Annotated in this window: 4 protein-coding genes; 2 read left to right on the forward strand and 2 right to left on the reverse strand. The window is 73.1% G+C overall.

Translation table 11 applies throughout. From position 1 onward, the window contains the following. Positions 1-157: 157 nt before the first annotated feature. Positions 158-616 (reverse strand): MarR family winged helix-turn-helix transcriptional regulator, encoded by a 459-nt coding sequence (locus GTW67_RS16080; protein ID WP_161165509.1) that lies wholly within the window; start codon positions 614-616, stop codon positions 158-160. A gap of 101 nt (positions 617-717) precedes the next feature. Here GTW67_RS16080 and hemB point away from each other — a divergent pair, with 101 nt between their 5' ends. After that, positions 718-1,710: a porphobilinogen synthase gene (gene hemB, locus GTW67_RS16085; RefSeq protein ID WP_161165510.1), complete on the forward strand. Its 993-nt coding sequence runs from the start codon at positions 718-720 to the stop codon at positions 1,708-1,710. A gap of 34 nt (positions 1,711-1,744) precedes the next feature. Here the strand turns inward: hemB and GTW67_RS16090 are convergent, their stop codons facing one another. After that, a complete protein-coding gene (locus tag GTW67_RS16090) occupies positions 1,745-2,515 on the reverse strand; it encodes a DUF4232 domain-containing protein (protein WP_161165511.1) in 771 nt (256 codons plus the stop codon). Positions 2,516-2,723: 208 nt separating this feature from the next. Here GTW67_RS16090 and GTW67_RS37715 point away from each other — a divergent pair. After that, positions 2,724-3,248: helix-turn-helix domain-containing protein (locus tag GTW67_RS37715; protein ID WP_346010673.1), on the forward strand; the 525-nt coding region annotated here is incomplete at its 3' end.

Genomic DNA, 3,248 nt, shown 5'->3' on the forward strand with positions numbered 1-3,248 from the left:
ACCCTGTTCCGGCGCATCCAGGAACTCACCCTCGCCGGCCAGGACGGCGACCGGATCTCCGCCACCGCCGTCGCGGAGGCGGAGAGCGCCTTCGGCCTGCTGGAGCCCTCGCTCGCCGACTACGCCACGGCGTGAACCGGGCGCCGGGGAGGCCGGGTCAGTGGTGCCAGGCCCGGCCGCCCGTGTTGTGGACGAAGCGCTGGAGGACCTTCATGGTGGTCAGGTACTCCTCGTCGGAGATCCCGGCGTGGCGTTCCGTCCACAGGTCGGTCTGGAGGGCGGCCGCCTTCTCGTAGAAGGCCCTGCCCTCGGGGGTGAGGGACAGGCGGCCCTCGGTGTCCTCGGTGATCCAGCCCGCGGTGACGGTCGCGTCGGTCTCCGCGTCCATCGTCTCCCCGCCGGTCTCCAGGTAGCCGCTCAGGATGCGGGAGACCTCGGTGCGGGTCTTCGGGGTGTCCGCGCGGGCGACCTGGGCGAGGACCCACCACTGGGGCTGGGTCGTGCCGAGCTCGGCGAGGGCCCCCCGGGTGCGGGTGACGATGGCGTGGCAGGCCGCCCACGTCCAGTAGCCGGCGGGTTGCTGGATCAGTTCGGCGTCGCTGTGCGAGTAGTCCATGACGCCGACCGTAGAAGCTCAAGTTTGGTCGAGGTCAAGCGTTCCGCGGGCCGACTCCGCGTCGGCAAAGGCACGGTGGGGGCGGGCGTAGCGTAGGTGGTATGACGACGTACGGATCCTTTCCCGGCACCCGGCCCCGGCGGCTGCGGACCACCCCCGTCATGCGTCGGATGGTCGCCGAGACGCGGCTGCATCCCGCCGACCTGATCCTGCCCGCCTTCGTGCGCGAGGGCGTGAGCGAGCCGGTGCCGATCGCGGCGATGCCCGGGGTCGTGCAGCACACCCGGGACAGCCTGAAGAAGGCCGCCGCCGAGGCGGTCGAGGCCGGGGTCTCCGGGATCATGCTGTTCGGCGTGCCCGAGGAGGCCAAGAAGGACGCCGCCGGGACGGCCGGCACCGACCCGGACGGGATCCTCCAGGTCGCCCTGCGGGACGTGCGGGCCGAGGTCGGCGACGAACTGCTCGTCATGTCCGACCTGTGCCTCGACGAGTTCACCGACCACGGTCACTGCGGGGTGCTGGACGCCGAGGGCCGGGTCGACAACGACGCCACCCTGGAGCGCTACGCCGAGATGGCGCAGGTCCAGGCCGACGCCGGTGCCCACGTGGTCGGGCCCAGCGGGATGATGGACGGCCAGATCGGTGTCGTCCGCGACGCCCTCGACCAGATCGGGCGCGAGGACGTCGCGATCCTCGCCTACACCGCGAAGTACGCCTCCGCCTTCTACGGTCCGTTCCGCGAGGCCGTCGGATCCTCGCTCAAGGGCGACCGCAAGACCTACCAGCAGGACGGCGCCAACGTGCGCGAGTCCCTGCGGGAGCTGGCGCTCGACCTGGAGGAGGGCGCCGACATGGTGATGGTCAAGCCGGCCGGCCCCTACCTCGACATCCTCGCCAAGGTCGCCGAGGTCTCGGACGTGCCCGTCGCCGCCTACCAGATCTCCGGCGAGTACTCGATGATCGAGGCCGCCGCCGAGAAGGGCTGGATCGACCGCGACAGGGCCATCCTGGAGGCGCTCACCGGCATCAAGCGGGCCGGTGCGCGCAACATCCTGACCTACTGGGCCACCGAGGTCGCGCGCACGCTGCGCTGAGCGGCCTCGCCCGGTGCCGTGCGCAGGGACCCCTTCAGTGGCCGAGGGCCGCGTCCATGTCGGACTGCCAGTAGGTGACCGTCAGCGCGGTGTCGACGTACACGCCGCCGGCGGGCAGGGCGACCGTGGCGATCGAGCCGTCCTCGAAGGGGATCGTGAGGGTGTCCGTCTGGTAGCCGTTCTCGCCGCTGCCGTCGCCGGACGACAGGATCACCCCGGCGTAGCCGGCCTCGCCCGGTCCGACCCCGGTCAGCGACTGCGGCTTGGTCGCCTCCGCGACCGGCGGCACGGACTGGGCCTCGCCGAAGCGGGCGGCCGGGTACGGCGGCAGCATGCAGGTCTTCGAGCCGGTGTTGGTGGCCGTCAGCAGCAGGTGGTTGAGCGGGCGGGACAGCTTCTGCGCGGTGATCTTCACGTCGGACGCGGAGCACTTGCCGGGCATCTCGTCCTCGTCGCCGCCGCCCTGGGCGCCGGAGCCGCCGTCGCCGGAGGAGGAGCCTTCGCCGGAGGAGCCGTCGCTCTTGCCGCCGGAGCCCGAGGAGCCGGCCGAGCCGGTGGAGCCGGTGGAGCCGTTCGTGTCCGTGCCCGAGCCCGTCGTCGTGCCGGACGTGCCCTTGTCGCCGTCCGTCCCCGTGGAGGCGGAGGCGTCGGTGGACGGGGTGTTCGTGCCGGTGGCCGTCGCGGAGGTGGACGGGCCGCTGCCGGCGTCCGTGTCCGAACCGCCCTCACAGGCCGTCAGGGCGAGCGCGGCCAGGGCGACCGTGGTGGCGGCGAACAGGCGGGTACGGGTGGTGCGTGCGGACATGAAGGGGCCCCGTTTCGGTGGAAGTCGGGTGAGCCGCTCGACCGTTCGCCGGGAGCGGCTGCTTGGATGACCACAGCGTGCGGTCCGGGCCGTCCCGGACGCCAGAGGCGCCGCCGCATGCGGGACAATGGGATGCCGGGACGGCTCTGACCTGGGGAAACGGTGTCCCTCTGGGACGCGGTGCGGGGATGCGGGAGAGGGAGAAACGGTGGCGGGGGACGACTTCGCGGGACTGCTGCGGGAGCTCAAGGAGCGGTCCGGGCTCAGCTACGGGGCACTGGGCAAGCGGCTGCACATGAGCGCGTCCACGCTGCACCGGTACGTCAGCGGGGAGGTCGTACCGGTCGAGTTCGCGCCCGTCGAGCGCCTGGCGCGGGTCTGCCGGGCGACCCCCGAAGAGGTGCTCGAACTCCACCGCCGCTGGATCCGCGCGGACGCGCTGCGGGGCGTGAAGAAGGGGGAGGACGCCGCCGAGGCGGGGAGCGCGGAGGCAGCGGGGGCGTCCGCGGGGGAGGGCAGTGGCCCGCCTGAGGTGCCGTCAGCGGCAGTGGCCGCCGCGGCACCTGAACCGGCGCCCGCACCTGAACCGGCGCCCGCACCTGAACCGGCGCCCGCACCTGAACCGGCGCCCGCGTCGGAACGGACGCCTGCACCTGAACCGGCGCCCGCGTCGGAACGGACGCCCGCACCTGAACCGGCGCCAGCCCCCGAACCGGAGGCCGCCCCCGCCCCC

Origin of the sequence: Streptomyces sp. SID5910 (assembly GCF_009862125.1) — a bacterium.
GTDB lineage: Bacteria > Actinomycetota > Actinomycetes > Streptomycetales > Streptomycetaceae > Streptomyces.